Genomic DNA, 26,303 nt, shown 5'->3' with positions numbered 1-26,303 from the left:
GGTGCGGGACTACGACGCCCGCCGTCCCGAGGCGGCCCGAGCAGCGGGCGGCCGGCGGGCGGACGCGGCGGGGTGAGGGACACGGCGTGAGAACGGTCAAACGCGCGGCCGCGCTGGCCGCCGTGCTGCCCTGCCTGCTGGGCGCGGCCCTGCCCCTCCCACCGCAGGGGCGAGCCGCCGCGTCCCCGCCCGCCCTCACGGCCGCGACCCGCAAGCGCCCCCCGGTCACCGTGGCGCTGACGAAGCTGACGCCGAAGACCGTCCGCGCCGACTCCGAGATCCAGATCGGCGGCAGCGCGCACAACCGGTCGGGGCGGCGGATCGACGGGGTGACCATCCGGCTCCGCTACCGGAGCGTCCCGGTCACCAGCCGCGGCCAGATCGAGCAGCTCGCCAAGGCCGCGAACCCGTCCGCCCTGCCGAACGCCCTGCCGCCGCAGCCGCTGCAGGTCACGGCGGCGGGAGCCCGCCAGAACTGGACGATCGGCACCACGGCGAAGGCGCTCGGGCTGCGCACGTTCGGCGTCTACCCGGTCGGCGTCGAGGTCCTGAACTCCGCCCAGCAGGTCGTGGGCGGAGTCACCACGTTCCTGACGTTCGTCCCCAAGGGCCAGAAACCGAACCGCGTCACCATCGGCTGGGTCCTGCCCCTCATCGACCGCCAGCACCGCGCGAACGACCAGACGTTCCTGGACGACCGGCTCGAGAAGGACCTGGCCGCCGGCGGACGGCTCCACGACCTCGTCACCGCCGCGTCCACCACCGCCGCCCCCGTCACGTGGGGCATCGACCCCGCCCTGCTGGACGACGTCCGGTACATGGCGTCCCGCAACTACGTCGTGCGGCCGCCCGGCTCGGAGAAGTCCGTTCAGAAGGCCAAGAGCACCGCCGCCGCGGCGTGGCTGGAGGCGCTGAAGAAGGCGTCCGCGAACGATCCGTACTTCACGCTCCCGTACGCCGACCCCGACGTCGTCGCCCTGGTCCGGGCCGCGCAGCCCAAGCCCGCCCGCGACCTCGCGATCGCCTTCGACCGGCGGAACACCGGGGTCGCGACGGAGGTCCTCGGGCGCGCCGCGAACTCGCGCATCGCCTGGCCGCCGTCCGGCGCCGCCGGGCAGGGCACGCTCGACCAGCTCGCCGGGCACGCCCTGAAGGACGGTGGCGCCTTCCTGATGAGCAGCTCCCAGTTCGAGGACCCGGCCGTCGGCCTGCCGAACGCCACGACCGCGCTCCCGACCCTGACGCAGGGCACCGAGAGGGCGCTGCTGTACGACGAGACGCTGAACGAGGTCGTCAGCGGCGGCTCCGCGGCGCCCGGCGGAGCGCTGCTGACCGAGCAGCGGTTCCTCGCCGAGACCGCGATGATCGCGGCGGAGGCGCCGAACGTCCGGCGCACCGTCGTCATCGCGCCGGACCGGCACTGGAACCCGGCGGGCGGGGTCGCCAAGAACCTCCTCGCGTTCACCTCCGGGGCGCCCTGGCTGGACGCGGCGTCGCTCGGCAAGATCGAGGCCGAGCGGCCCCAGGCCCGGACGTTCCGCGGGTACAAGGACGACTACGAGGTGTACGAGCTCGGCGCGGGCCATCTGGAGCAGGTCCGCGGCATCGCCCGGCGCGCCGCCACGTTCCGCGCCGTGATGACGGATCCGATCAACATCTCCTACGAGCGCGCCGTGCTGCGGGTCCAGTCGGCGGCCTGGCGCGGGCGCGCGGGCCCCGCCAAGCGCGCGCGGGTCGAGCTCGCGGAGGCGCTCGCCCAGGAGATGGGCCTGGTCCGCATCGTCACCACGAAGAACAGGCGCGTCAACATGGCGGGCAGCTCCGGCCGGCTGCCGGTGACGATCGAGAACACGCTGCCCGGCCAGTCCGTGCGCGTCCGCCTGACCGCGACGTCCGAGAACAGCGCCAAGCTGCGGCTCGGGGAGCTCGACGCCGACGAGCAGACGATCGAGCTGAGCCCGGGGGAGCGCGTCCAGCGGTGGATCCCCGCCGAGGCCGCCGGAAACGGGAACTTCGGCGTCCATCTGGGACTCGAAATACCCGGGTCGGGCGGCCGGGAGTTCGGCGAGGGCGCCGACATCACCGTCCGCACCACCGGGTACGGACGGCTCGCGCTGCTCATCACGGGCGGCGGACTTGCCGTACTCTTCGTGGGCGTCGGAGTGCGGGCCCTCAGAGCGAGGCGCCGCCGGAAAGCGGAGGCAGCCGGTGACGGATCGGGATCGGCACCCGGAGAACCAGGCCCACCCCTGGCCGGGCCCCGTGGACCCTTCGAGGACTCCAGGGCCACCGCCCCCGATTCCGCCGGGACGGGCACCCCGGGCTGAACCGCCCCAGGCCGGACCGCAGCGTCCGCCCTACCCCCGCGGCCCCCAGCCGCAAGACCCCCGGTCCCACGGCCAGCAGTCCCACGGCCAGCAGCCCCCCTACGGCCGGCCGGCGTCCTACGGGCAGCAGAACCCGCCCCAGGGTCCGCCGCACATGCGGCAGCCCGCGGCCGAGACGGCCGTCGACATCCCCATCCCCGGCTCCGCCGGCGCGGCCGACACGGTGGTGGACGCTCTGCCCGAACAGGGCGGGAAGGGCGGGGGCGCGTCCGGCCTGCTCCGGTCCGGTGCGCTCATGGCCGTCGGGACCCTGGCGTCTCGCATCACCGGATTCCTGCGCACCGCGATGCTCGTCGCGGCGCTCGGCGTCGGCGCGCTCGGCGACGTCTACAACACCGCGAACGTCGTCCCGTTCATCGTGTACGACCTGCTGCTCGGCGGCGTGCTGACGGCGGTCGTCGTCCCGATGATCGTGCGGGCGCGGGAGAGCGACCCGCAGTACGGCGCCCGCTACGAGCAGCGGCTGTTCACGCTCGCCGTGCTCGGCCTCGCCCTCATCACCGCGGCGGCGATGGCGCTCGGCCCGGTGTTCATCTCGATCTACGCCGACGCGTGGCGGGACGAGCAGCGCGACCTCGCGGTCCTGCTCACCCGGCTGTTCGCGGTGCAGATCTTCTTCCTCGGCGTGAGCGCGTTCTCCGGGGCGATCCTCAACACCCGCAAGCGGTTCGCGGCGCCGATGTGGGCGCCCGTCCTGAACAACATCGTCATCTGCTGCACCGCCGCGGCGTTCCTGCTCGTCGCGAGCGGCACCGTCACCCCCGAATCGATCACGGACGGGGAGATCGCGCTGCTGGCGGGCGGCACCATCGGCGGCATGGCGCTGCAGACCCTCGCGCTGTGGCCGTCCCTGCGCGGGTCCGGCTTCCGCTGGCGGCCCCGGCTGGACTTCCGCAAGGGCGAGCTCGGCACGATCGGCCGGATGGGCGCCTGGACGCTCGCCTACGTCCTGATCACTCAGATCGGGTTCGCCGTGACGACGCGCCTCGCGAACTCGGCGGGCAAGCTCGGCCGAGAGGCCGGCCTCGGCGACGTCGGCTACTCCCCCTACACCAACGCCTACCAGCTGTTCCAGCTGCCCTACGCGATCATCGGCGTGTCCGTGATCACGGCGCTGCTGCCCCGGATGAGCGAGCACGCGGCGGCCGGGCGGATGCGGGAGGTCCGCGACGACTTCTCCAGCGGCCTGCGGCTCTGCTCGGTGATCATCTTGCCGGCGGCGGCGCTGATGGCGGCGCTCGCCGACGAGATCACCATCGTGCTGTTCGCGCACGGCCAGACCTCGGTGGCGGACGCGCTGGTCATCGCCGACGTGCTCCGGATGTTCGCGATCGCGCTCGTGCCGTTCGCCGCCTACCAGCTGATGCTGCGCGTCTTCTACTCGATGCAGGACACCCGCACGCCCGCGTTCGTCAGCGTCGCGGTCGTCGCGACCGGGATCGCGATGACGGTCACCGCCTACCACGTGCTCCCCACCGATAAGATCATCGTGGGGATCGCGGGCGGCTTCGCGCTGGCCCAGACGGTCGGCGCCCTGGTCGGCTGGGCGATCCTGCGGCGCCGGCTCGGCGGGATGGACGGGCGCCGCGTCGCCCTCACCTACCTGAAACTGATCGTCGCGCTCTGGCCGCTGCTCGGTTTCGCGTACGCGACGCACATGATCGTCGACGCCACGCTCGGCCGGGGGATGCTCCCGGGGATGGTGGCGCTCGCCGTCGGCAGCGCCGGGGGTGGCATCCTGTACCTGGTCTTCACCCGCCTGCTGAGGGTCGGCGAGGTCCAGACAATGATCTCCACGGTGACACGGCGCTTGCCGGGACGGTGAAATTCCCGACTTGACGGTCACCGCCCTGGCCGTTGGGGTAAAGGGAGGCAAAGTACTCGGGACGCGCCGCCATAAGGGGGCCGCCCCGACGAGTAACCACTACCATGTGGGGGACTACGGCTTGCGGGCTGACACCCTGGAGAACGCAAAGAGGAGGGTCGGAGGCGTAAGCTGCCGCGCCACGAACATGGGATCTGACCACCTGCGCAGGACGTTGCCGTGAGCACGTCAGTGATCGAGCCCGGCACCCGTCTCGCCGGCCGCTACCGGCTCGAGGAGCGCATCAGCGACATCGGCGGCTCCTCCCTGTGGAGGGCCATCGACGAGATCCTGGCGCGGGCCGTCGCGGTCCGCACCTTCGCCCCCGAGTTCCCGCGCATCGGCGAGGCCGTGACGTCCGCCCGCGCCGCCAGCCGCCTCACCGACCCGCGCCTCACGCAGGTCTTCGACGCCGACGACACCGGCGAGAGCGCCTACATCGTCAGCGAATGGGTCGCCGGCGAGACCCTCGAGCACATGCTCGCCAAGGCGCCCCTGGAGCCCGGCCGCGCCACCACGCTGCTGTGCGAGGCGTCCGAGGCGATCGCCGCCGCGCACGCCGCCGGGCTCGCGCACCTCTGCCTCACCCCCCGCGACCTCGTCTGGACGACCGGCGGCACCGTCAAGATCCTCGGCGTCGCGATCGAGGCGGTCCTGTGCGACCGCGAGTCCGACGACCCCGCCGGCGACGACGTCGCGGGGCTCGGCGCGCTGCTGTACGCCGCGCTGACCGCGCACTGGCCCGGCCCGCAGGAGGGTTCCGGCCTGCCGCCCGCGCCCGAGTCCGACGGCGTCCCGCAGGCGCCCCGGCAGGTGCAGGCGGGCATCTCGCAGTCCGTGGACGCGATCGTGTGCCGCAGCCTCGGCATCACGGGACGTCCGAGCGGCCCCGACAGCACCGTGGCCGACCCCATCGCGACGCCCGCCGACCTGGCGAAGGCGCTGCGCGGCGTGCCCCGCACCCCGCTGCCGCTGTTCGCCGGCCTCGGCACCCCGCCGCCGCCACCGCCACCGCCGTCCCGTACCGCTCCCGACCCGGCGCCCGCCGCGTCCACCGCGCGGACGCACCAGCCGCCGCCCTCCCACGTGCCGCCGCCCCGGACGCAGCCGCGCGGCATGCACGCCGCGCCCTCGCACCCCGGCCGGCCCCGCGGCCCGGTCAACCGCGCCCTTCTCGGCGTCGCGGCCGCCGCGGCGACCGTCGTCATCGGCCTCGGCGCCTGGGCGCTGACGGACGGCTCGGCGAAGAACGGCGGCGACGACGGACGCGCCGACCCGGGCCGGTCGTCGGCCGCACCCCAGAAGACCGCGACGAAGCTCGCGGCCCGCAAGGCGACTGCGGTCGAACAGCGGTGGATGGGCGGCTCGGACACGTCGATCGGCGACAACGTCGGCGCCGTCATCGACGGCTCGCCGAAGGCCGTCTGGCATTCCCAGAGCTATTCGGACAGGAAGTTCGGCAACTTCCTGCGGGGCCTGGGCGTGCTGATCGACATGGGCAGGCCGGTCACCGTGTCGAAGGTCCAGGTCGCGATGCCCGACAGCGGCGCGACGATCGAGCTGCGGGTCGGCGGCAAGGCGACGCACGACCTGCCGCAGGTCGCTCAGGCGACGAGCGAAGCCGGCGAGTTCACTCTCAAGCCCGCCTCGACCGCCAAGGGACGCTACGTCGTCGTCTGGTTCACGGAGCTGCCGTCCTCACCGCGGGCTCAGCTCGGTGAGGTCACGGTCTACGGGACGGCCGGCTGAGCCAGGGCACCGTTCCCGAACGGTGATGCCGCGCGCGTCTCGCGGCTGTGACGTGGGGGACCACGACTAGGTATCGTGCCTGTGAGCAGAATGTCCCCTCCCCTCAGGAATCCGTGGTGGCTACCCCAGCAGGCGCGACCGGACGCACCCGTCCGGCACCGAGACGAGACGGCGGCCGGTCATGACGTCGGTCAGTACGCGCCGCGTGGACGAGGTGCCCGACAAGGAGCTCCTCGCCCGGCACGCCGAGGGGGACCCGCACGCGTTCGCCGAGCTCGTCCACCGGCACCGCGACCGGATGTGGGCCGTCGCGCTCCGCACCCTGGGCGACCCGGAGGAGGCGTCGGACGCGCTGCAGGACGCGTGCCTGTCCGCCTTTCGCGCCGCCGGACGCTTCCGCGGCGACGCCGCCGTCACGACATGGCTGCACCGCATCGTCGTGAACGCCTGCCTGGACCGGATCCGCCGCAAGAACGTCCGTCCGGCGACGCCCATGGGCGACAACGCGACGTTCGACGCCGTCGCGCCGAAGATGCCCGACCCGACCGACGCGCACGGCGTGTCGCTCGACGTCCGGACCGCGCTCGGCGCGCTCCCCTACGAGCAGCGCGCCGCGCTCGTCCTCGTCGACATGATGGGCTACTCGGTCGAGGACGCCGCCCGCGTCCTGGAGGTCCCGCCCGGAACGATCAAGAGCCGGTGCGCGCGGGGCCGCGCCCGCCTGGCCCCGCTTCTCGTCCACCACCGGAACCGACGCGACCCCCGGAACGTCGGAGGTGTGGAAGGAGGTGGCACGCCTTGATGAACCCCGCGCATCTCGACTATGACGTCCTCGCCGACCTGGCGGAGGGCCTGCTCGAAGACGACCGAGCCGCCTCCGTCAGCGCGCACCTCGACGCCTGCGCCGAATGCCGTGACCGGTCCGCCGACCTGGCCGACGTGTCCCGGATCCTGGCGGAGGCCCCCGTACCGCCCATGCCCGCCGAGCTGGCCCAGCGCATCGACACCGCCATCGCGGCGGAGTCGCTGAACAACGCCACCGTGGTGAGCCTGGAGCAGCGGCGCGGCAGGCGGCAGTGGCGGATCCTGTCGGCCGCCGCGGCGGCGGTCATCGTGCTCGGCGGCGGAGGAACGATCGCGAAGGTCACCCTGGACGGCGCGAACGGCCACCGGGAGCTCCCCGCGTCCGCACCCGCCCAGGACCGCCCGGCCGCGCCCTCTTTCGCGGCGAAGAGCGCCTACACCGTCATCAGCAGCGGCACCGACTACCGCGCCGGGACGCTCCCCGCGCAGGTCGGCGAAGGGTTGAAGGGCACCCTGCCGTCGAAGACCCGCCCCGCCCCGCCGGACGCGCGCCTCGCCGGCTGCGTCACCACCGTCACCGGAGGGCGGCAGCCGGAGCTGGTCGACCAGGCCAGGTACGAGGGCCGGGACGCGACGGTGATCGCCGTCCGCGGCGACACGGCGGACCGCGTGACGGTCTGGATCGTCGGCCCCGACTGCACCGCGTCGGACCCGCACCTCATCAGTCGGCTCACGCTCTGACCGCCGAGGCCATGGACGACGTCCATGGCCTCGCTCATGCCGCCGCCCCGGGCCGCGCGACTATCCGCACTCCACCATGCGCCGAACGTCGCGCGTGTCCCGGCGGCGTCGCCTCGGGCGTCGTGTTCCGGGTGGGTGAGGGTCAGAGGGTGGCGAGGAAGTCGAGGGCCACCGTCCAGGCGCGTTCGGCGGCGTCCGGGTCGTGGTCGGGAAGGTCCGGGTCGGTGAACAGGTGGCCGGCGCCGCGGTAGCGGAAGACCTCGACGTCCGCGCCGGCCTTGCGCATGCGCAGGTACCAGGCGTTGAGCCAGTCGACCGGCTCGTAGGTGTCGGGGTCCGCGACGTGGAGCTGGACGGGGATGTCGGTGGACGCGTCGTCCGCCATGTCGGACGTTCCGTGCATCAGCAGCAGGCCGCGGGCACCGTCGTCGGCCAGCGCGAGGTTCTGGGCGAGGGAGCCGCCGAGGGAGAAGCCCGCGTAGACGAGGCCCTCGTCCCCGGTCAGGGGCGCGGCGGCCGTGACGGCGCGGCGCAGCAGCTCGTCCCTGCCGATCTCCTCCTTGATCGCGAGCCCCTCCTCGGGAGTGTCGGCGACCCGGCCGTCGTACAGGTCCGGGACGTGGACGTCGTGGCCCGCGTCGCGGAGCCGCCCGGCCGCCTCGTGCACGGCGGGACGCAGCCCGTACATGGAGTGGAACAGCAGAATGCGAGCCATGGGGACACCCTAAGGGGAGCGCGGGTGACGGCCGTGGCCTGGCGGGAATCACCGGGCTCTAGGATCGGTTGTCGCGACTGTATGCCCCGGGCGGCCTAGGGACCGCGCAGCGGGCGCGGGCGAGGCGCAGGCGGAGACCGGCGCCGCAGGGCAACGAGGAGAGGCGCAGAACAGTGGGCGACGTCCGTAACGTCATCATCATCGGCTCGGGTCCGGCGGGGTACACGGCCGCGATCTACGCGGCGCGCGGCGACCTGAAGCCGCTGCTGTTCGAGGGGTCGGTGACCGCGGGCGGCGCGCTGATGAACACGACCGACGTGGAGAACTTCCCCGGGTTCCCGGACGGCATCATGGGCCCCGACCTCATGGACAACCTGCGCAAGCAGGCCGAGCGGTTCGGCGCCGAGCTCATCACCGACGACGTCACCGAGGTCGACCTGGCCGCCGACCCGAAGGTCGTCAGGGTCGGCGACGACACCTACCTCGCCCGCGCCGTGATCATCGCCACCGGGTCCGGGTACCGGGAGCTCGGGCTGGAGAACGAGAAGCGGCTGTCCGGACGCGGTGTGTCGTGGTGCGCGACGTGCGACGGCTTCTTCTTCCGCGAGCAGGACATCGCGATCGTGGGCGGCGGCGACACGGCGATGGAGGAGGCGATGTTCCTCACCAAGTTCGCCCGCTCGGTGACCGTGGTGCACCGCCGCGGCGAGCTGCGCGCGTCCAAGATCATGCAGGACCGGGCGTTCGCCAACGAGAAGATCAGGTTCGTCTGGGACAGCGAGGTCGTGGAGATCCACGGGGACGACCGCGTCACCGGCGTCCAGCTACGCAACGTCGTGTCCGGCGAGGAGAGCGCCCTGCCCGTGACGGGCCTGTTCATCGCGATCGGCCACGACCCGCGCAGCGAGCTGTTCACCGGCCAGCTCGACACCGACGCAGACGGCTACCTCCAGGTCGAGGCCCCCACCACCAAGACGAAGCTCCCCGGCGTGTTCGCCTGCGGTGACGTGGTCGACCACATCTACCGTCAAGCCATCACCGCCGCGGGCAGCGGATGCTCCGCGGCCATCGACGCCGAGCGCTGGCTGCAGGACCAGGGGGCGGCCGAGACGGCGGCGCAGGCCTGACCCGACGGCTGCCGACCGGCGGAACGACCCGTTTCCGCCCGGCACAGAACAAAGGAGACACCATGAAAGCCGTGACCGACGCCGACTTCGACTCCGAGGTCCTGGGGAACGACAAGCCCGTTCTCGTCGACTTCTGGGCCGAGTGGTGCGGCCCGTGCCGGATGGTGGCGCCGATCCTGGAGGAGATCTCCCAGGCGCACGGCGACAAGATCGAGATCGTCAAGCTGAACATCGACGAGAACCCGCAGGTGGCCGCCAAGTACGGGATCATGCAGATCCCGACGATGAACGTCTACCGGGGCGGCGAGGTCGTCAAGCAGATCATGGGCGCCAAGCCGAAGGCCGCCCTGCTGCGCGAGCTCAACGAGTTCATCTGATCTCCGCCTGACCACGAGGCCCGCGTCCCGCCGTCGAGGCGGCGCGGGCCTCATCCGTTCACGGGGCACGGGGCTGAGGCCGTCTCAGACGGGACGGAGCGCGCCCTCCGGGGTCATGGAGCCGAGAAGTCGCTCCAGGGCGACCTCGACGTCCTCACGCCAGGACAGGGCCGACTTCAGTTCCAGCCGCAGCCGCGGGTACCGGTGGTGCGGTCGGACGGTCTTGAACCCCACCGACAGCAGGTAGTCGGCCGGCACCATGCAGCCGCCCTCCTCGCCCTTCAGGTCGCCGAACGCCTCGATCGCCTTCACCGTGCGGCGGGTGAGGTCCTTCGCGACGCCCTGCACCAGCATCCGGCCGAGGCCGCCGCCCATGAACTCCGGCAGGATGTGCGCGGTCATCAGCAGCACCGCGTCCGCGCTCACCGGGCTCGTCGGGAACGCGACCGACCTCGGCACGTACAGCGGCGGCGCGTACAGGACGAACCCGGCCGGGACGTCGTCCACGTAGACGAGCTTCCCGCAGCTCCCCCATTCGAGGAGCGTGGACGAGATCCACGCCTCCTTCTCCAGCGCGGCTCCGCCGCTCGCCTGCACCCGGTCGCGGCTGACGGGGTCGAGCTCCCAGAACACGCAGCCGCGGCAGCGGTGCGGCAGATCGCCGAGATTGTCCAACGTGATGTTGACCAGACGACGCGACACCGGGCCGGCACCCCCTGTTGCGATCCTCGCTCGCTGCGCGAAGCGCGGCGGCTCCACGGGCGCGGGCGACTCTCCGCGAAGATCCCGGCAACCATCCGGGACTCACGGGCATCGTATCGGACGGGGGGAGCGGCGTTCCGGCTCGCGCCCCGGAGGACGGGACGGCACGGCGTCCGATTCCCCGCCCGGCGGGCGGATTCTGCCGTGCGGCCTCGGATTCCGCGCCGCCGACCTCGGGGTCCGCCGTACCGTCCCCGCGCGGATGCCGTAGCGTTCGATGATCCAGCCCACCCGGAGGTGCCTCGTGGAACAGCACACGCGTACAGATGCCTACACCGATCACTACGCGGCCCGCGCCGCCGGCATGGTGCCGTCGGAGATCAGGGCACTGTTCGCGATGGTCGCCCGTCCCGAGATCGTCTCCCTGGCGGGCGGCGCGCCGTACGTGTCCGCGCTCCCCCTCGACGCCGTCGGCGGCATGATCGGGTCGCTCGTGGCCGGGAGGGGCGCGGAGGTCCTCCAGTACGGCTCGGCGCAGGGCGACGAGCGGCTCCGCGAGCACATCTGCGAGGTGATGGCGCTGGAGGGCGTCCAGGGGTCCGCGGACGACGTCGTCGTCACCGTCGGCGCCCAGCAGGCTCTCGACCTCATCACGAAGATCTTCGTGGACCCGGGCGACGTCGTCCTGGCGGAGGCCCCCTCCTATGTGGGGGCGCTCGGCACGTTCGCCTCCTACCAGGCCGATGTGGTCCATGTCCCGCTGGACGAGGGCGGGCTCATCCCATCGGCACTGAGGGAGTCCCTGGCGCGGCTTCGCCGCGAGGGGCGCCGCGTCAAATTCCTCTACACCGTCCCCAACTTCCAGAACCCGGCCGGCGTCACCCTCACCGCCGCCCGGCGCGCCCAGATCCTCGAGATCTGCGCCGAGCACGACGTGCTCATCGTGGAGGACAACCCCTACGGTCTTCTCCGCTTCGAGGGCGAGCCCATGCGCGCGCTCCGCGCCGACGACGCGGAGCGCGTCATCTACCTCGGGTCGTTCTCGAAGACGATCGCGTCCGGCCTCCGCGTCGGATGGGTGCTCGCGCCGCACGCGATCCGGGCGAAGCTCGTCCTGGCCGCCGAGTCGGCGATCCTGTGCCCGTCGAACTTCTCGCAGCTGGCCGTCCGCGAGTACCTGGCGACGCAGCCATGGCGCGAGCAGATCAAGGACTTCCGCGAGCTCTACCGCGAGCGCCGCGACGCGATGCTGGACGCGCTCGGCCAGTTCATGCCGGACGGCTGCACCTGGACGCGCCCGGACGGCGGCTTCTTCGTGTGGCTCACCCTCCCCGAGGGGCTCGACTCCAAGGCGATGGCCCCGCGCGCGATCGCCGACCGCGTCGCCTACGTTCCGGGAACGGGCTTCTACGCCGACGGCACCGGGCACCGGCACATGCGGCTCTCCTACTGCTTCCCCGAGCCGCACCGGATCCGCGAGGGCGTCCGCCGGCTCGCGGCGGTGGTGGAGAAGGAGATCCGGCTGCGGGACACTTTTGGCGGGGCCGCCCGAATCGGCTCCACCGGCGTCCACACGCCGGGTCCGGACGTCGTCTGACGTTCCACGTGAAACATCCACGACGACGTTTCACGTGAAACCGCGGCGTGGATGTTTCACGTGAAACGCGCCGGCCCCGCCGTCAGGGGCCGGCGCATCGTCATGAAGGGCAGCTTGTGGAACTCGGGCATGTGGTCGTCCTCGCCGGGGGACTGTCGTACGAACGCGAGGTCTCGCTCCGGTCCGGCCGCCGCGTCGCCGACGCGCTGCGCGCCCGCGACGTCCCCGTCGAACTGCGCGACGCGGACGCCACCCTCCTCGACACGCTGGCGGACGACCCGCCGGACGTCGTCTTCCCCGTCCTGCACGGCGCCGCCGGCGAGGACGGGTCGCTCCGCGACATCCTCGAACTCGTCGGCGTCCCCTATGTCGGCGCGCGCCCGGACGCGTGCCGTGTCGCATGGGACAAGCCGACCGCGAAGGCCGTCGTGCGGCGCGCCGGGCTGCGCACCCCCGAGTCCGTCGCGCTGCCGAAGGAGATCTTCCACGACCTGGGCGCAGCGTCCGTCCTGGACCGGATCCTCGGCCGGCTCGGCCTGCCGCTCTTCGTCAAGCCGACCCGGGGCGGCTCCGCGCTCGGCGCGTCGGTCGTCCGGGAGGCGGCCGACCTGTCCGCCGCGATGGTCGGCTGCTTCGCCTACGGCGACACCGCCCTCATCGAGCGGCACGTGACCGGCACGGAGATCGCGGTCAGCGTGATCGAGCGGGACGGCGTCCCCGAGGCGCTCCCCGCCGTCGAGATCATCGCGCCGGCCCAGTTGTACGACTACACCGCGCGCTACGACGCGGGCGACACCGAGTTCGTGACGCCCGCCCGCCTGTCGCCGGACGCCGCCGAGCGCGCGACGGACGCCGCCGTCACCGCCCACCGCGCCCTGGGCCTGCGCGACATCTCCCGCACCGACCTCATCGTCGACGCGTCCGGCGAGGTCTACTTCCTGGAGGTCAACGTGGCCCCGGGCATGACGGAGACCAGCCTGCTCCCCCGGGCCGTGAGCGCCGCGAACCTGGATCTGGGCGCCGTCTGCCAGGACCTCCTCGAATCCCGCGCCGGCTGACCACCCGCTGTTTCACGTGAAACATCCCCGTGGCGCGAGCCGCGGGCCGCGCGGAGGGTCGGCTGTCCCGTGTTCCGCGCGCCGTCCGCGACGGAGGCCGGTTCCCTGCATCCGGATTCGGAGTGCGTGAGGGCGGGCGATCCGTCTGAGCGCCTGGGGTTCCGCCGGCCCCGGTGCGGCCGCGTCGGTCGCGGGACGTCAGCGGCGTCCAGAGAAGGAAGAGCGCCGGGAACACAGGCTTCGGGCCGCTGGGACGGGTGATCCGCCTGGGCATCTCGGGGTTCCGGCGGGTCCCGGGACGGCCGCGACCGTCGAGGGACCTGAGGAGCGTCCGCAGAGGGAAAGCGCCCGCGGGGCCCTGTGGATCGAGGTCGACCATGAAGACCTGGGCCCGTGCATCGCCATGGACGCGGCGAGGTTCACCGAACTGGTGCTGGTTCCGGGGGGCGGGGCGAGTGAGGGGTCAGTCGTCCGGAGCCATGGACTTCATGATGCGGTCGAGGTCTTCGAGCGAGCCGAACTCCACGACGATCTTGCCCTTGTTGCGGCCCATGTCGACGCGGACCTTGGTCTCGTAGCGGTCGGAGAGCCGGTCGGCGAGGTCCTGGAGGGCGGGGGAGGGCGGCTGCCTGCGGCGGCCGGGGCGCGCCGCCTTGGGCTCGTCCGTCTCGCGGAGCGCGATCATCTCTTCCAGCGCCCGCACGGACAGGCCCTCCTGGACGATCCGCTGCGCCAGGTGCTCCTGCGCCTCGACGCTGTCGAGCGACAGCAGCGCCCGCGCGTGGCCCGCGGACAACACGCCGGCCGCGACCCGGCGCTGGACGGCCGGGGGCAGGTTCAGCAGCCGCAGCGTGTTGGTGATGTGCGGGCGGGACCGGCCGATGCGGGTGGCGAGCTGCTCGTGGGTGGCCCCGAAGTCCTCCAGCAGCTGCTTGTAGGCCGCCGCCTCTTCGAGAGGGTTGAGCTGCTGGCGGTGCAGGTTCTCCATGAGCGCGTCACGGAGGAGGACGTCGTCGCCGGTGTCGCGCACGATCGCGGGGATGACGTCCAGCCCCGCCATCTGGGACGCGCGCCAGCGGCGCTCCCCCATGATGAGCTCGTAGTCGTGCTCGCCCGCCGGCGCCTTCCGGACGACGACCGGCTGGAGCAGCCCCACGATGCCGATCGACTCGGCGAGCTCCTCCAGGGCCTGCTCGTCGAAGTGCTCGCGCGGCTGGCGCGGGTTGACCGTGATGGACTTGATCGGCAGTTCGGCGAAGTGGGCGCCGGCGACCGGCACCATCCCGCCCGCGCCGTTCGCGGGGGCCGGCTCCTCGTCAGGCGCCGCGGGCGCCACCGGAGCCGTGGGAATCAGCGCGCCGAGGCCCTTGCCCAGGCCGCGTCGCGGCTGGCTCACTTGGCAGCCCCTTGGTACGCCATCTCGGCGGCGGCGGCGTCATAGGCGAGCGCGCCGCTGGAACCGGGGTCGTACGTCATGACGGACTGGCCGTAGCTCGGCGCTTCGGACACCCGCACGCTGCGGGGGATGACCGTGTTGAGGACGACGTCCCCGAAGTGGGCCCGGACGTCCTCGGCGACCTGCGCCGCGAGTCGGGTGCGGGCGTCGTACATCGTGAGCAGGATCGTCGTCACGTTCAGCTTCGGGTTGAGGTGGGCCTTCACGAGGTCCACGGTGCGGATGAGCTGCCCGAGACCCTCCAGCGCGTAGTACTCGCACTGGATCGGAATGAGAAGTTCGTCCCCGCCGACGAGGGCGTTGACCGTCAGGAGCCCGAGGGAGGGCGGGCAGTCGATCAGGACGTAGTCGAACCGGTCGGTGTCGTAGGCGTCGAGCGCCCGGCGCAGCCGGGACTCGCGCGCGACCTTGGAGACGAGCTCGATCTCGGCTCCGGCGAGGTTCAGCGTCGCCGGGGCGCAGTACAGGTTCGGGATCTCCGGAGCGGCCACGACGATCTCCGCCATCGCCAGGTCCTCGATGAGCACGTCGTAGATGGACGGGACGTCCGCGTGGTGGTCGATCCCGAGCGCGGTGGACGCGTTGCCCTGCGGGTCGAGGTCGACCACGAGGACCTGGGCCCCGTGCATCGCCAGGGACGCGGCGAGGTTCACCGAACTGGTGGTCTTGCCCACGCCGCCCTTCTGGTTGGCGATGGTGATGATCCGGCAGTGGTCCGGACGCGGCCATTCCTTCTGCCCGCGCCCCCCGGCCGGCTTGGTCGCGATGGTTTCACGTGAAACCTCGGCGTCCTTGAGCACCTCACGCACGAGTTCCGACTCCCCCTGAGCAGGCCCGTTGCGCGGACCGGACGGCGCCGCAGCGCCACCGTTCGTCGGAACATATCCGACGTTCTCCGCGGTACCGGACGTCGTGTTACCCCACATGGCATGTCCGGAGGGCGCGGCCCCCGCCTCCGGTCCCGTCGCCCCGGCGCCGGGACCGGCCTGCGCGGCCTCGTCCCCGGCCGGGCCGGACGGCTGAACGTGGGGGGTTTCCTCGGCGCGGTCAGGCCGGCCCGGCCCCGGTCCCGTGCTCATGACGACCTCTTCCTCGACCCTTTAGCGCGCCGGGGCGCGCGTTGCTGTCGCCCGACCGCGTCCCGGGAGGTCGTCTCCCGGCCTGCGACCACACGGACAAGCGTTGTCGGCGGCTCGACCATACCGCGCCCGACTTGCAGCAGTTCGGTCTCCCGGACGCCGAACCGCTCCAGAACGGGGCGCGCCTCGTCCAGTTCGCCGGCCGCCCGTTCGCCCTTGAGCGCCAGCAGTTCGCCGCCGGAGCGCAGCAGGGGGAGCGCCCATCCGGCGAGCCGTTCGAGGGGGGCGACGGCCCGCGCGGTCACCACGTCCACGGCGAACTCGTCGGCGACGTCCTCCGCGCGTGCCCGCCGGACGGTGACGTTGCCGAGGCCGAGCATCGCGACGCACTCGTCCAGGAAGGTGGTGCGCCGCAGCAGCGGTTCGATGAGGGTGACCTCGAGGTCGGGACGGACGATCGCGAGCACGATGCCGGGCAGCCCGGCGCCCGAGCCGATGTCGACGACGCGCGCGGCCGCCGGGACCGCCTCGGACACCACGGCGCAGTTGAGGAGGTGGCGTTCCCAGAGCCGGTCGGCCTCGCGCGGCCCGATCAGCCCGCGCTCGACCCCCGCCCCGGCGAGGAACGCCGCGTACCGTTCCGCGACCGGAAGCGCCTCACCGAATACCTCCTGTGCAGTCCCCACCGAACGAATCGTTCCACAAAAACCTTCGGCGGCGCACACACGCAACGTCCCAGCGCAGACGCGGTCGGGGCGGCGCGGCGCGCGATTGACCGCGCGCCGGACGCATATTCGCCGTCCGCCGGGTAGAGGAGGAACCAGAGCCGCCCCCAGCCTGGAAGGAGCTCCGACACATGGGTATCGGAGTCAGTCTCGCGTTCATCGCCCTGGGCGCGATCCTCGCATTCGCCATCCGCGTCGATCTGAGCGGCGTGGACATCCACATGGTCGGCTGGATCCTGATCCTCGTGGGGCTGATCAGCATGGCCTTCACGCTCAAGTACACGCGTCCGCGCCGCCGGGCCGGACGGATCGCCGGGGCGGACCCCGCCTACGGCGACGAGCCCGGCACGATCGTCCGCGAGGAGCACGTCATCGCCGACCCGCCGCTGCCCGGCCGCCCCGCCGAGCGGGTGGAGCGCACGATCGAGCACCCGGCCGACGAGGGCATCCCCCACGGGCACCGCTCGCAGGACCCGGCCTACGCCCAGGACCCCGCGATCGCCCAGGACCCGGCGGTGCAGAACAACCAGCCGACGGTCGTCTCGGACACGCCCGGCCCTTCGACCGCCGAGCGGCTCCGGCGCCGGCGCCGCTAGCAGACCAGCTCGGTGTGGCCTTGGGCGGCGGTACACACCGAGTTCCGCGGGGGTCCCGCGCCGGTCAGGGCGCGGGACCCCCGTTCCTTCGTGCCGTCCGCCATCAGGTCGCCGTACCACGGGCGAAGCGAACGGCCCCGGCGGGACGCCGGGGCCGTTCGTCATGTCGGGTCAGGACGGGTAGACCACCACATAGCGTTCGGGCTCCTCGCCCTCGGACTCGCTGCGGAGACCGGCGGCCGCGACCGCGTCGTGCACGATCTTGCGCTCGAACGGCGTCATCGGCGCGAGCGGCTTCGGCGAGCCGCCCTGCTCGACCTCCTGCGCGACATCCGTGCCGAGCTTGGTCAGCTCGGCGCGGCGGCGCTCGCGGTAGCCGCCGATGTCGAGCATGAGGCGGGTGCGGTTGCCGGTCTGGCGGTGCACCGCCAGCCGGGTCAGCTCCTGCAGCGCCTCCAGGACCTCGCCGCGCTTGCCGACCAGCTCGTCCAGAGCGCCGCCGACGACGGCGACCATCGCGCGTTCGCCCTCGACGTCCATGTCGATGTCGCCGTCGTAGTCACCGATGTCCAGCAGGCCCTCGATGTAGTCGGCGGCGATCTCGCCTTCCTGCTCGAGCGCCTGGACGTCGACCTCGGTGGTGTCGGTCTGGCTCAACGGGGTCTCCTTCTCCGGCACGGGCTCGGTGTCCAAACTAGCGCTTCTGGCTGCCGCTGCGCTTGCTGCGCGGCTTGCGGGTCGGCTGGTTCCGGACGACCTTGGGCTTGGTGTCCTCCGGCTCCGGATCGGACGCGGCGTCCTTCTCCAGCCTCGTCTTCGTGCCGGCCGGCGCCTGGCCGTTCTTCCCGCCGCTCCTGCCGCCGCCCGGCTTGCCCCCGCCCTTGGCGGCGGCGCCGTTCGCGTCGTCCGAGCCGATCGGGGGGTACTTCTTGAAGATGTAGTGCTGCTGGGCGAGCGTCCACGTGTTGGACGTCACCCAGTACATGAGGACACCGAGCGGGAAGCCGAGACCGAACAGGCCGAAGAGCGGGGCGAGGAAGACCATCATCTTCTGCGCCTGCATCATCGGGTTGCTGTCGTCGGTGACGGGCTGCCGCTTCATGCTGGCCCGGACGGTGAAGAACGTCGTGCAGGAGCTGATGATCACCGCGATGCCCGTGACGGCGATCGCGCTCCAGCTCTTCGGGTCGGCGCCGAACGCGTTGAGGAACGTGTCCGGAATGTGGGCGCCGAAGATGTTCGCCTTCTGCGCGCTCTGCGCGAGTTCGGGGGTGACAGCGAAGACGCCCTCACCCGGCTCGGCGTCCGAGATGTTCTTCAGCACCTGGAAGAGGCCGATGAAGACCGGCATCTGCACCAGGATCGGCAGGCAGCCCGCGAGCGGGTTGGCGCCGTTCTCCTGGTAGAGCTTCATGACCTCCTGGTTGAGGCGCTGCTTGTCGTTCTTGTACTTCTTCCGCAGCGCCTGGACCTTGGGGTTCAGCTCCTGCATCTTGCGCGAGGCGTGGATCTGCTTCACGAAGAGCGGGACCAGGACCAGGCGCAGCAGGACGGTCAGCGTGATGATCGAACCGCCCCAGGCCCATCCACTGTCCTCGGGGACGACGGTGCTCAGCGCGGTGTGGATCCACACGATGAGCTGAGCGACGATCTCGTACAGCCAGTCAAGCACCGGGCAGCTCCTTGGGCTCTGCTAGGGCGGGGCCGCTCTCCGCGCGGCCCGGGTTCGGGAAGGCCGGCTTCCGCGGCGGTACCGGGTCGTGACCCCCGGGGTGGAAGGGATGGCACCGGCCGATCCGGCGCACCGTCAGCCAGCCGCCGCGCGCCGCTCCGTGCGTCCGGAGGGCCTCCAGGCCGTATGCGCTGCAGGTGGGCTGGAAGCGGCACTGCTGCCCGAGCAGGGGACTCAAGAAGCGGCGGTAGGCGCGGATGAGCAGGATGAGCACCGCTGCGACGGGGCCCGGCGTTCCCGCCGGGTGCCCCGCGGGAGGCGGGCTCCCTGGCCGACTCGTCATCTCCGCCCCTTGGACGCGGGCCGCAGCAGCCGGTCGAGCGCCGACTCCAGATCCGCGGCCAGTTCGTCAGGACGCGCCTTCCCCGCGGCGGGGTTGGCGCGCACTACGAGCAGGCTACCCGCTGGCAACCGGTCGAGGTGCGCCCGCACGAGGTGCCGGAGCCGGCGCCGCACGGAGTTGCGGACGACGGCGTTGCCGACGGGGCGGGCCACGATGAAGCCGACGAGCGGCGGGGCGTCCGCCCCGGGCGCCGGAGTCCCCGCCTCGGCCTGCGCGCCGGTCCGGGGGGCCGGGTCGGCGCGGGCGGCCTCGCCGGGGCGGAGCAGGTGCAGGACGACAGCTGGCCGTCCGGCGCGGCGACCGCGCCGGACGGCCAGCGTGAACTCGTCCCGCCGCCGCATCCGGTTCCCGGACGGCAGCATGGTCGGGTACGGGTCAGACCGCGATGCGAGCGCGGCCCTTGCCGCGACGCGAGGAGAGGATCGCGCGGCCCGCGCGCGTGCGCATCCGCAACCGGAAGCCGTGCTTCTTGTGCCGACGCCGGTTGTTCGGCTGGAAAGTACGCTTGCTCACTTCAGGCTCCAGGGCTGCGGTCGGGTTCGATTCAAGGCTTCGATAGCTCGCATCAAGGGCCGCGTCTGGTCCCCCGCAGCGGGGGCCCACCTGTTGCTTCCCAGGAGGGGCGGCGGCGGGCACGCGTCATCTCCGTCGATGCGACTCGACCTCAGCACGTTACGGGCTGGCCGGGCATGGGGTCAAACGGAGCCGGCTTCCGGACGCCCTGTGGAGAACCCGAGGAGGGCTGTCCGGAGGGATGCGCGGGGCGGGCGGGGAACCTGCGGGATCGTGTTGCGGGCGGGTGGCGATGCGTCTAAGGTCGTCCGGGCGGGCCGACCTTCCGCGTAGTCGCCGACCGGCGCCCGACGTCCCGATCCCCCTGTTCCGGCAACACCTCCGTACGACTCCCGTGGCGCATCGGCGCACGGTGCACATCCCCCACATCTCGTCTTGCCGCGCCTGTTCTCCACAGCCCCTGTGGGGTTTTACACAGGCCGCCGCATGCTCATGCACAGCATGTGGACAACTCTGTGGACAACTCGTGAGAGAGTAAGTGTCCCGCGTCGCGGCGGTGCCCGTTGAGGCGGTCCGTCTCCCGTGGGAGAGCCGGGCAGTCAGGTACTCCGTGCCGCGGAGTCGTGGGAGGGGACCTTGCGCATGGACGGTCAGGACCTCGGTTCGGTCTGGGCCCGCACCCTCGCGGCACTCGCCGAGAGCGATCTGGCCCCGAGCTACCGCGCCTGGCTCCCGATGGTCCGTCCGCTGGCCCTCGTCGAGGGCACCGCGCTGCTGGCCGCGCCGAACGAGTTCGCCAAGGACGCGCTCGAGACGCGCCTGCGCAACCTCATCACCCAGGCCCTCTCCAACGAGCTCGGCCGGGAGATCCGCGTCGCGGTCACCGTCCAGCCCGAACCTCCCGCGACCGGTGTCCCGTCCGGAACCGGCGGGCGCCCGGCCGGCACGGAACCGCTGTCCGCCCCGATCCCCGGCAACGGCCCCGGTCTGCACGATGCTCCTTCTTTCGGGGAACGGCCGCAGCAGGACGACCGCGGTTACCAGGAACAGCCCTCCGACCGTTCCTACCCGGAGCGCCCCTACACAGAGCCCGGCTACCGGCCCACGCAGGGCGGCTCGCATGGTCCAGGCCAGTCCGGCGGGTACCCGCCTCAGGACGACGACCGCTGGTCCCACCGCGACGGTGAGCGCAGCGGCGGCTACCCCACCGGCCCTCGTCAGTCCGGCTTCGGAGCGGGTCCCGGCGGGCGCGGAGCGCACTCCCCTTTTGAGGGACGCGGCGTCCAGGGCTACCCGGGGCGCGGGCGTCCGGGGGAGGGATACGGCGGCCCTTCCGAGAGCTACAACGGACCGGAGGGCTACGGCGGGTCCGAGGGATTCGGCGAGGGCTTCGGCGGCGACATGCCGGGCCGCCCGTCGGCGCCTTCCCATCTGAACGATCGCACGCTCGGCCCGCCCCGCCCGTCCGGCCGAGGGGAGGCCCCGGGCAGGGACGGGCAGGGCGAACCCCCGCTCGGCCTCGCGGACGACTCGTACACGAACGGCGAGTCGCCCTTCTCCGGCTCGGAGCCGTCGTCCTACACGGGGCCTGAGCCGTCCGGCGGCGTGCCGGGCGTTCACGGCGCACCTGCGGGCTCCGGTGCCTCCGGTGGGGGGTCCCAGGGGGGTACGAGTTCTGAGCACGCCCGGCTGAACCCGAAGTACACCTTCGAGACGTTCGTCATCGGGTCGTCCAACCGCTTCGCCCACGCCGCCGCGGTGGCGGTCGCCGAGCAGCCGGCCAAGGCGTACAACCCGCTGTTCATCTACGGCGACTCCGGCCTGGGCAAGACCCACCTGCTGCACGCGATCGGGCACTACGCCCAGAGCCTCTTCAACGGCGCCCGCGTCCGGTACGTGAGCTCCGAGGAGTTCACGAACGACTTCATCAACTCGATCCGCGACGGTAAGGCGGACGGGTTCCGCCGCCGCTACCGCGACGTCGACATCCTCCTCGTGGACGACATCCAGTTCCTCGAGGGCAAGGAGCAGACGCAGGAGGAGTTCTTCCACACGTTCAACACCCTCCACAACGCCAACAAGCAGATCGTGATCTCCAGCGACCGTCCGCCGAAGGAGATCGTGACGCTGGAGGACCGGCTGCGGAACCGGTTCGAGTGGGGGCTGACGACGGACGTGCAGCCGCCCGAACTGGAGACGCGGATCGCGATCTTGCAGAAGAAGGCCCGGCAGGAGGGCCTCGCCGCGCCGCCGGACGTCCTGGAGTTCATCGCGTCGCAGATCGCGACGAACATCCGGGAACTGGAGGGCGCGCTGATCCGGGTGACGGCGTTCGCGAGTCTGAACCGCCAGTCGGTGGACATGAACCTCGCGGAGATCGTCCTCAAGGACCTCATCCCCAACGACTCCGGCCCGGACATCACCGCCACGATGATCATGGCGCAGACCGTCGAGTACTTCGGGACCACGATCGAAGACCTCTGCGGACCGTCGCGTTCGCGGATGCTCGTCACGGCCCGGCAGATCGCGATGTACCTGTGCAGGGAGCTGACGGATCTGTCGCTTCCCAAGATCGGGGCGCAGTTCGGCGGCCGCGACCACACGACCGTGATGCACGCCGAACGCAAGATCAGGTCGCTGATGGCGGAGCGCCGCGCGATATACAACCAGGTCACAGAGCTCACCGGACGTATCAAGCACCAGGCGCGCAAGCACTGAACGGCCGCGCCGGCCGTTGGTGATCCGTTTCGCCGCTCGGGAGAATCGCCGGAATTGAGACTTGTCCAGTTTCCATTGGAACGATGTAAAAGGCAGCGGAACGCGCGCCGAAACGATTGTTCGTCCACATGGGCTGTGGATGAACCAGTGGAAAAGCTGCGGATAACCTGGGGAGTACCTGTGGACAGGTTGTGGATCGGCTGGGGACGGCCGATCGCCCCCCTGGGGACGAGTCCGTGGATAACCTGTGGACGACCTGGGGACGAGCTGTGGACGGAGCCGCCGATCATCGACGCCGGCGCCCGCCCGCCGCACACACCCGGCGGACACGGGGAAAACCCGTGGATAACCCGTGGAAAACCTGGGGACGAGGTGGGGATGAGCTGTGGGGATGTTTTCGTCATCCCCAGGCGGCGCCGCGTCGTCCACCGCCCATGCACAGGCCCGGTGGATAAGATTTGCCGTCTCACCTGCACGGATACCGGTTGTCCACCGTATCCACAGCCCCTATTACTGGTACTGCACTACTTCTCTACCCAGGAAAAGTTCCGACTCAAGTTAGGGCCTGGGGACAACCTGCCCCGAGCGCCCCGACCGAGCCGGCCCGACCGAACCCTTGTCCGACACCTGCAGGAGGCGGGTCCCCTTGAAGTTCCGCATCGACAGAGACGCCCTGGCCGACGCCGTGGCCTGGACCGCTCGCACGCTCCCCGTCCGGCCTCCGGTGCCGGTGCTCGCGGGCATGCACATCGAGGCGAGTGACCGGCTGAAGCTGTCGGCGTTCGACTACGAGGTCTCCGCCCAGGTCTCCACCGACATCGATGTGGAGGAACCGGGGACGGCGCTCGTCTCCGGCCGCCTCCTCGCTGAGATCTCGCGCAGCCTTCCTCCACACCCTGTGGAGGTGACGACCGACGGGGCGAAGGTCATGCTCCGGTGCGGCAGCGCGAAGTTCACACTCCTGACGATGCCTGTGGAGGACTACCCCACGCTGCCGGAGATGCCGCCCGCCGCGGGCGCCGTCGGCAGTGACGAGTTCGCCGCCGCCGTCGCGCAGGTCGCGATCGCCGCGGGCAAGGACGACACGATCCCCATGCTCACGGGCGTGCGTGTGGAGATCGAGGGCGAGACCGTCACGCTCGCGTCCACCGACCGGTACCGCCTCGCCGTCCGCGAGCTGCACTGGAAGCCGGAGCGCCCGGACTTCTCCGCGGTCGCGCTCGTCCCGGCGAAGACCCTCGCCGACACCGCCAAGTCGCTGACGGCCGGCGCGGAGGTGTCGATCGCGCTCGGCGGCGCGGGCGGCACCGGCGAGGGCATGATCGGTTTCGAGGGCGGCGGCCGCCGCACGACGTCCCGCCTCCTGGACGGCGACTTCGTGAAGTACCGGTCGCTGCTGCCGAGCGAGTACGCCGGCCTGGCCGAGATCCAGACGGCGCCGTTCATCGAGGCCGTCAAGCGCGTGTCGCTGGTCGCCGAGCGGAACACCCCCGTCCGGCTCTCGTTCAGCCAGGGCGAGGTCGTCCTGGAGGCCGGGACCGGGGACGAGGCCCAGGCCGTCGAGGCGCTGGAGGCCACGCTGGAGGGCGAGGACATCGACATCGCGTTCAACCCCGCGTTCCTCCTGGACGGGCTCTCGGCGATCGGCTCGGACGTCGCGCGGCTGTCCTTCACGACGGCGACGAAGCCCGCGGTCCTCACCGGCAAGCCCCCGCAGGACGGCGAGAACCCCCACTACCGCTACCTGATCATGCCGGTGCGGTTGTCTGGGTAAGGATCGTTTTCAGGGCATACCAGGGGGACGAACCCAGCACGGGGGGGACGTCCCTCGCGCACGGCGACGCACAGGGGAGTGAAGATGGAGCTTGGGATCATCGGCCTGGGCAGGATGGGCGGCAACATGGCCGAGCGGCTGCGCCGCGGCGGCCACACCGTCATCGGCTACGACCGCGACCCGTCCCTCAGCGATGTGGGTTCGCTGCAAGAGCTGGTGGACCGGCTCAGCCCGCCGCGCGCCGTGTGGGTGATGGTGCCGGCGGGGAAGCCCACCCAGGACACCATCAACAGCCTGGGGGAGGTCCTCGAGCGGGGCGACCTGGTTGTGGACGGCGGTAATTCACACTATGTGGACGACCAGCGGCACGGCGAGGAGCTGGCCGCCCACGGCATCGGCTTCGTCGACTGCGGGGTGAGCGGCGGCGTCTGGGGCCTGGAGAACGGCTACGCCCTCATGGTCGGCGGGGACGAGGCCGACGTGAAGCGCCTCATGCCGATCTTCGAGACGCTGAAGCCGGAGGGCGAGTTCGGATTCGTCCACTCCGGCAAGGTCGGCGCCGGGCACTTCGTCAAGATGGTCCACAACGGCATCGAGTACGCGATGATGCAGGCGTTCGGGGAGGGCTACGAGCTCATCGAGGCCAGCGACATCGTGACGAACGTCCCGGAGACGTTCCGGAGCTGGCAGGAGGGCACGGTCATCCGGTCGTGGCTCCTGGACCTGATGAACCGCGCGCTGGCCGACGATCCGGAGCTCGACGAGATCCGCGGCTACGCGAACGACTCCGGTGAGGGGCGCTGGACCGTCCAGGCGGCCGTGGACCACGCCGTCCCCCTCCCGGCCATCACCGCGTCCCTGTTCGCCCGCTTCGCGTCACGGCAGGACGACTCGCCCGCCATGAAGGTCGTCGCCGCGCTCCGCAACCAGTTCGGGGGCCATGCGGTGGAATCCGCGAAGGGCGCGGACTCCCCCGGCGCCGATGTGGAGCCGCCGGCGGTGTGACGACGCCCCGCCGTTCGGCCGGTCCGCCGCCGGCCGGGCGGCGGCGCCGCGGCGCCGGGTTCCGGGCGGTGCCGGCAGTCGGTGGGAGGCTCTACGCTCCTGCTGTGCATGTCGCCCACCTCTCCCTGCAGGACTTCCGCTCCTACGCGACCGCCGAGGTCGCGCTGGAGCCGGGCGTCACCGCCTTCGTGGGGCCGAACGGGCAGGGCAAGACGAACCTGGTGGAGGCCGTCGGGTACGTCGCCTCGCACGGCAGCCACCGGGCCGCGACGGACGCGCCGCTCGTCCGGCAGGGCGCGCCGCGGGCGATCGTGCGGGCCGGGATCGTCAAGGACGGCCGGAAGGCACTGATCGAGCTCGAGATCAACCCGGGCAGGGCGAACCGGGCGAGGCTGAACCGGTCCCCCGTCCCCAGGCCGCGCGAGATCCTGGGGATGCTCAGGTCGGTCCTGTTCGCCCCCGAGGACCTCACGCTCGTCAAGGGCGATCCGGGGGAGCGGCGGCGCTTTCTGGACGAGCTGCTCACCGCGCGGGCCCCGCGCTTCGCGGGGGTGCGGTCCGACTACGAGCGGATCCTGAAGCAGCGCAACGCTCTCCTGAAGTCGGCCGCCGCCCACCGGCGCTCCCCCGGTCCGGAGGTCCTCGCCACCCTGGACGTGTGGGACTCCCATCTGGCCCGCAGCGGGGCCGAGCTCCTGGCGGCGCGGCTCGAACTCGTGGCCGCGCTCCGTCCTCTCGTGGCGCAGGCGTACGCGGCCCTTGCCCCGGCCGGCGGCGCGGCGGATCTGGCGTACAAGAGCTCCCTGGGGGACATCGGGTTGTCCACAGACCGTGGACAACTCGCCGACCAACTCCTCAAGGGCGTGGCCGACTCCCGCAGACAGGAGCTCGAACGCGGCGTCAGCCTGGTCGGCCCCCATCGGGACGAACTCGTCCTGAGCCTGGGGGAGATGCCCGCGCGCGGATACGCCAGCCACGGCGAATCCTGGTCGTTCGCCCTGGCCCTGCGGCTCGCGGCGTTCGACCTGCTGCGCGCGGACGGCGACGACCCCGTCCTGATCCTGGACGACGTGTTCGCCGAGCTGGACGCGGGCCGTCGCAGCCGCCTCGCCGAGCGGGTCGCGCCGGCGGAGCAGGTTCTCATCACCGCCGCCGTGCCGGCCGACGTCCCGGACGAGCTGACGGGCTGCTCGTTCAGCGTCGCGGACGGGCAGGTCGTCCGGGATTGATCGGCGGATCCA

General features: G+C 71.9%; 23 protein-coding genes and 1 pseudogene. 14 read left to right on the top strand and 10 right to left on the bottom strand.

Going from position 1 to position 26,303, the window contains the following annotated elements; translation table 11 throughout:
* Positions 1 to 86 precede the first annotated feature (86 nt).
* The 5 genes from IE99_RS0102670 to IE99_RS0102650 all read left to right on the top strand — a co-directional run bounded on the left by IE99_RS0102670 (position 87) and on the right by IE99_RS0102650 (position 7,545).
* Positions 87 to 2,327: a DUF6049 family protein gene (locus tag IE99_RS0102670; RefSeq protein WP_051711874.1), complete on the top strand. Its 2,241-nt coding sequence runs from the start codon at positions 87 to 89 to the stop codon at positions 2,325 to 2,327.
* A gap of 154 nt (positions 2,328 to 2,481) precedes the next feature.
* Entirely contained in the window at positions 2,482 to 4,212 is a 1,731-nt protein-coding gene (murJ, locus tag IE99_RS0102665; RefSeq protein WP_030163294.1) for a murein biosynthesis integral membrane protein MurJ, read from the top strand.
* 219 nt (positions 4,213 to 4,431) lie between these two features.
* Entirely contained in the window at positions 4,432 to 6,000 is a 1,569-nt protein-coding gene (locus IE99_RS0102660) for a protein kinase family protein (protein ID WP_030163291.1), read from the top strand.
* 181 nt (positions 6,001 to 6,181) lie between these two features.
* A complete protein-coding gene (gene sigM / locus IE99_RS0102655; protein ID WP_030163290.1) occupies positions 6,182 to 6,802 on the top strand; it encodes an RNA polymerase sigma factor SigM in 621 nt (206 codons plus the stop codon).
* Positions 6,802 to 7,545: an anti-sigma factor family protein gene (locus IE99_RS0102650; protein ID WP_030163287.1), complete on the top strand. Its 744-nt coding sequence runs from the start codon at positions 6,802 to 6,804 to the stop codon at positions 7,543 to 7,545. The genes sigM and IE99_RS0102650 overlap by 1 nt, the downstream gene beginning before the upstream one ends.
* 142 nt (positions 7,546 to 7,687) lie before the next feature.
* On the opposite strand, the gene IE99_RS0102645 is transcribed toward IE99_RS0102650, so the two are convergent.
* Positions 7,688 to 8,260: a dienelactone hydrolase family protein gene (locus IE99_RS0102645; RefSeq protein WP_030163285.1), complete on the bottom strand. Its 573-nt coding sequence runs from the start codon at positions 8,258 to 8,260 to the stop codon at positions 7,688 to 7,690.
* A gap of 173 nt (positions 8,261 to 8,433) precedes the next feature.
* On the opposite strand from IE99_RS0102645, the gene trxB reads away from it, so the two are divergent.
* Both trxB and trxA read left to right on the top strand, forming a co-directional pair.
* The gene (gene trxB, locus IE99_RS0102640; protein ID WP_030163283.1) at positions 8,434 to 9,387 is read left to right on the top strand and encodes a thioredoxin-disulfide reductase; all 954 of its coding nucleotides are present in this window, start codon (positions 8,434 to 8,436) and stop codon (positions 9,385 to 9,387) included.
* A gap of 62 nt (positions 9,388 to 9,449) precedes the next feature.
* Complete coding sequence (trxA, locus tag IE99_RS0102635) at positions 9,450 to 9,764, top strand: thioredoxin (RefSeq protein WP_030163279.1); 315 nt, start codon at positions 9,450 to 9,452, stop codon at positions 9,762 to 9,764.
* Between the two features lie 84 nt (positions 9,765 to 9,848).
* Here trxA and IE99_RS0102630 read toward each other — a convergent pair whose 3' ends face one another.
* The gene (locus tag IE99_RS0102630) at positions 9,849 to 10,466 is read right to left on the bottom strand and encodes a hypothetical protein (protein WP_030163276.1); all 618 of its coding nucleotides are present in this window, start codon (positions 10,464 to 10,466) and stop codon (positions 9,849 to 9,851) included.
* A gap of 364 nt (positions 10,467 to 10,830) precedes the next feature.
* Between IE99_RS0102630 and IE99_RS0102625 the strand changes: the two genes are divergently transcribed.
* Positions 10,831 to 12,063: an aminotransferase-like domain-containing protein gene (locus tag IE99_RS0102625; RefSeq protein WP_084219279.1), complete on the top strand. Its 1,233-nt coding sequence runs from the start codon at positions 10,831 to 10,833 to the stop codon at positions 12,061 to 12,063.
* A 116-nt stretch (positions 12,064 to 12,179) separates the two neighbouring features.
* The gene (locus IE99_RS0102620; protein WP_030163272.1) at positions 12,180 to 13,121 is read left to right on the top strand and encodes a D-alanine--D-alanine ligase family protein; all 942 of its coding nucleotides are present in this window, start codon (positions 12,180 to 12,182) and stop codon (positions 13,119 to 13,121) included.
* Between the two features lie 463 nt (positions 13,122 to 13,584).
* Here the strand turns inward: IE99_RS0102620 and IE99_RS0102615 are convergent, their stop codons facing one another.
* From IE99_RS0102615 to rsmG, 3 genes are all read right to left on the bottom strand, one after another.
* The gene (locus IE99_RS0102615) at positions 13,585 to 14,517 is read right to left on the bottom strand and encodes a ParB/RepB/Spo0J family partition protein (protein WP_030163270.1); all 933 of its coding nucleotides are present in this window, start codon (positions 14,515 to 14,517) and stop codon (positions 13,585 to 13,587) included.
* Positions 14,514 to 15,386: a ParA family protein gene (locus tag IE99_RS0102610; protein WP_157609996.1), complete on the bottom strand. Its 873-nt coding sequence runs from the start codon at positions 15,384 to 15,386 to the stop codon at positions 14,514 to 14,516. The genes IE99_RS0102615 and IE99_RS0102610 overlap by 4 nt, the downstream gene beginning before the upstream one ends.
* 266 nt (positions 15,387 to 15,652) lie before the next feature.
* Positions 15,653 to 16,342, bottom strand: a complete 690-nt coding sequence (rsmG, locus tag IE99_RS0102605; protein WP_030163265.1) for a 16S rRNA (guanine(527)-N(7))-methyltransferase RsmG — start codon at positions 16,340 to 16,342, stop codon at positions 15,653 to 15,655.
* A 170-nt stretch (positions 16,343 to 16,512) separates the two neighbouring features.
* Between rsmG and IE99_RS31645 the strand changes: the two genes are divergently transcribed.
* Positions 16,513 to 16,977, top strand: coding sequence for a DUF6458 family protein (locus tag IE99_RS31645; RefSeq protein ID WP_037558575.1), 465 nt, complete (start codon positions 16,513 to 16,515; stop codon positions 16,975 to 16,977).
* 171 nt (positions 16,978 to 17,148) lie between these two features.
* Here the strand turns inward: IE99_RS31645 and IE99_RS0102595 are convergent, their stop codons facing one another.
* Genes IE99_RS0102595 through rpmH form a run of 5 tightly spaced genes read right to left on the bottom strand, consistent with a single transcriptional unit; the run spans position 17,149 to position 19,565 of the window.
* Positions 17,149 to 17,634 carry a Jag family protein gene (locus tag IE99_RS0102595; RefSeq protein WP_030163263.1) on the bottom strand — a complete coding sequence of 162 codons (486 nt, stop codon included), beginning with the start codon at positions 17,632 to 17,634 and terminating at the stop codon, positions 17,149 to 17,151.
* A 37-nt stretch (positions 17,635 to 17,671) separates the two neighbouring features.
* On the bottom strand, positions 17,672 to 18,649 hold the full coding sequence (gene yidC / locus IE99_RS0102590) for a membrane protein insertase YidC (protein WP_030163261.1): 978 nt from the start codon (positions 18,647 to 18,649) through the stop codon (positions 17,672 to 17,674).
* Positions 18,642 to 18,992, bottom strand: coding sequence for a membrane protein insertion efficiency factor YidD (yidD, locus tag IE99_RS0102585; protein ID WP_030163258.1), 351 nt, complete (start codon positions 18,990 to 18,992; stop codon positions 18,642 to 18,644). Before yidD ends, yidC begins: the two co-directional genes overlap by 8 nt.
* Positions 18,989 to 19,414: a ribonuclease P protein component gene (gene rnpA / locus IE99_RS0102580; protein WP_030163255.1), complete on the bottom strand. Its 426-nt coding sequence runs from the start codon at positions 19,412 to 19,414 to the stop codon at positions 18,989 to 18,991. The genes yidD and rnpA overlap by 4 nt, the downstream gene beginning before the upstream one ends.
* A gap of 13 nt (positions 19,415 to 19,427) precedes the next feature.
* Positions 19,428 to 19,565 carry a 50S ribosomal protein L34 gene (gene rpmH, locus IE99_RS30915; RefSeq protein ID WP_021592695.1) on the bottom strand — a complete coding sequence of 46 codons (138 nt, stop codon included), beginning with the start codon at positions 19,563 to 19,565 and terminating at the stop codon, positions 19,428 to 19,430.
* Positions 19,566 to 20,207: 642 nt separating this feature from the next.
* Here rpmH and dnaA point away from each other — a divergent pair.
* The 4 genes and pseudogenes from dnaA (at position 20,208) to recF (ending at position 26,291) form a co-directional block, all read left to right on the top strand.
* Positions 20,208 to 22,283: a chromosomal replication initiator protein DnaA gene (gene dnaA / locus IE99_RS0102575; RefSeq protein WP_030163252.1), complete on the top strand. Its 2,076-nt coding sequence runs from the start codon at positions 20,208 to 20,210 to the stop codon at positions 22,281 to 22,283.
* Positions 22,284 to 22,929: 646 nt separating this feature from the next.
* On the top strand, positions 22,930 to 24,057 hold the full coding sequence (gene dnaN, locus IE99_RS0102570; RefSeq protein ID WP_030163251.1) for a DNA polymerase III subunit beta: 1,128 nt from the start codon (positions 22,930 to 22,932) through the stop codon (positions 24,055 to 24,057).
* Between the two features lie 75 nt (positions 24,058 to 24,132).
* Positions 24,133 to 25,062 (top strand): annotated as a pseudogene (gene gnd / locus IE99_RS0102565) (phosphogluconate dehydrogenase (NAD(+)-dependent, decarboxylating)); the annotation flags it as partial.
* Positions 25,063 to 25,166: 104 nt separating this feature from the next.
* Entirely contained in the window at positions 25,167 to 26,291 is a 1,125-nt protein-coding gene (recF, locus tag IE99_RS0102560; RefSeq protein ID WP_030163243.1) for a DNA replication/repair protein RecF, read from the top strand.
* Positions 26,292 to 26,303: the final 12 nt, after the last annotated feature.

Source organism: Spirillospora albida (assembly GCF_000718255.1).
Lineage (GTDB): Bacteria > Actinomycetota > Actinomycetes > Streptosporangiales > Streptosporangiaceae > Spirillospora > Spirillospora albida.
The sequence above is the reverse complement of the archived record's forward strand: the minus strand, read 5'-3'. Positions and strand labels throughout refer to the sequence as shown.

Excerpts from the sequence above, each read along its gene's own strand:
- murJ (WP_030163294.1), top strand. The coding sequence starts at position 2,482 with ATGCGGCAGCCCGCGGCCGAGACGGCCGTCGACATCCCCATCCCCGGC.
- sigM (WP_030163290.1), top strand. The coding sequence starts at position 6,182 with ATGACGTCGGTCAGTACGCGCCGCGTGGACGAGGTGCCCGACAAGGAG.
- IE99_RS0102650 (WP_030163287.1), top strand. The coding sequence starts at position 6,802 with ATGAACCCCGCGCATCTCGACTATGACGTCCTCGCCGACCTGGCGGAG.
- IE99_RS0102645 (WP_030163285.1), bottom strand. The coding sequence starts at position 8,260 with ATGGCTCGCATTCTGCTGTTCCACTCCATGTACGGGCTGCGTCCCGCC.
- trxA (WP_030163279.1), top strand. The coding sequence starts at position 9,450 with ATGAAAGCCGTGACCGACGCCGACTTCGACTCCGAGGTCCTGGGGAAC.
- IE99_RS0102625 (WP_084219279.1), top strand. The coding sequence starts at position 10,831 with ATGGTGCCGTCGGAGATCAGGGCACTGTTCGCGATGGTCGCCCGTCCC.
- IE99_RS31645 (WP_037558575.1), top strand. The coding sequence starts at position 16,513 with ATGGGTATCGGAGTCAGTCTCGCGTTCATCGCCCTGGGCGCGATCCTC.
- yidD (WP_030163258.1), bottom strand. The coding sequence starts at position 18,992 with ATGACGAGTCGGCCAGGGAGCCCGCCTCCCGCGGGGCACCCGGCGGGA.
- rnpA (WP_030163255.1), bottom strand. The coding sequence starts at position 19,414 with ATGCTGCCGTCCGGGAACCGGATGCGGCGGCGGGACGAGTTCACGCTG.
- dnaA (WP_030163252.1), top strand. The coding sequence starts at position 20,208 with ATGGACGGTCAGGACCTCGGTTCGGTCTGGGCCCGCACCCTCGCGGCA.